The 1,184-nt window shown below is 64.8% G+C and carries 1 protein-coding gene; it reads right to left on the reverse strand.

Annotated elements, in window-relative coordinates:
* Positions 1 to 181 precede the first annotated feature (181 nt).
* The gene (locus H531_RS13355; RefSeq protein WP_022799631.1) at positions 182 to 1,069 is read right to left on the reverse strand and encodes an RNA-guided endonuclease InsQ/TnpB family protein; all 888 of its coding nucleotides are present in this window, start codon (positions 1,067 to 1,069) and stop codon (positions 182 to 184) included.
* Between the last annotated feature and the right edge of the window lie 115 nt (positions 1,070 to 1,184).

Below are 1,184 nucleotides of genomic sequence, written 5' to 3' on the forward strand. Positions count from 1 at the left end.
CGCAAAACGCTTGGGGAGAGGGCGTAAGACCTACATATCGTAGGCTGTCCTCGTCGAACCAAGAATCCCACCGGCTTTAGCCGTGGGAGTGTCAACTCTGGGCTCGCCCCCTATTCCCAGCCGGAGACCCGGGGCTTCACCGTGACGACTCCTCGGACGGAAGTCCGAGGCTTCTCGGTTCTCATGGGACGGCCCACGCCGTACCCATCCCCGAAGGCTCCGTCCGAGCCCGTGCCAGGATGTTCAGCGCGGCGGCCACGTCCCTGTGCAGAAACGTCCCGCATTGGGGGCAAGTGGACACCCGCATCCAGAGGGGGCGCTTCTCTCTGTGGCCGCACACCGGGCAGTCCTGGCTGGTGTGCCTGGGGTCTACCCCCACGACCCGCCTACCAGCCTCCTCCGCTTTGTAGGCGAGGGTTTGGAGAAACTGCGCCAAGCCCGCGTCCAGCACCCCCTTGGCGGTACGGCTGCGGGCCAAGCCGAGGATGTTCAGGTCTTCGTGAACGATGGTGCCATAGCGGTTGACCAACCTCCTGGCCAGCTTGTGGTGGAAGTCTCTGCGCTGGTTGGCGATTTTGCGGTAGAGCCGCGCCAGGCGCCTTCTGGCCTTCTCGCGGCGCCGGCTGCCCCGCTTCTTGCGGGCAAGGCTGCGTTGGGCGGCAGCGAGTTTGGCCTGCGCCTTCTGGAAGTACCGAGGGGCCTCGACCCTCTCCCCCTCCGAGGTGACGAGGAAGTGGGGGTTCGTGCCGAGGTCTATTCCGACAACCCCGTCGTTGGGGGGAAGGGGTCTGGGCTCCACTTCGCAGGTGAAGACGATGTACCAGTGTTCGCCCTCTCGTTTGACCGTGGCGGTCTTCAGTTTTCCCTCAAGGGGTCGGTGCAGCTTGACCTTCACTGAGCCGAGGCCATAGAGGAGGACCCGCTTCCCGCCCTCCTGGAGTTTGACCCCGGTGGTCCCAGCCTGGGGGAAGGTGAAGGAGTCGTAGCGCCCCTTCCCTTTGAACCTCGGGTATCCGGGGTTTTCTCCCCTCTTGACCCGCCGGAAGCCCACATTCCGCACCCCCTTCACTCCAGCAGGTAATATCGCCCTGCCCCCAGAAGGCGCACCGCGGTCTCGTGATGGGGAGCCAGGTTGAGGACGAGCCACTTGCCCCCCAGCTCCACCAGGCGGACCCACATAAAGA

Source organism: Thermus islandicus DSM 21543, from assembly GCF_000421625.1.
Lineage (GTDB): Bacteria > Deinococcota > Deinococci > Deinococcales > Thermaceae > Thermus > Thermus islandicus.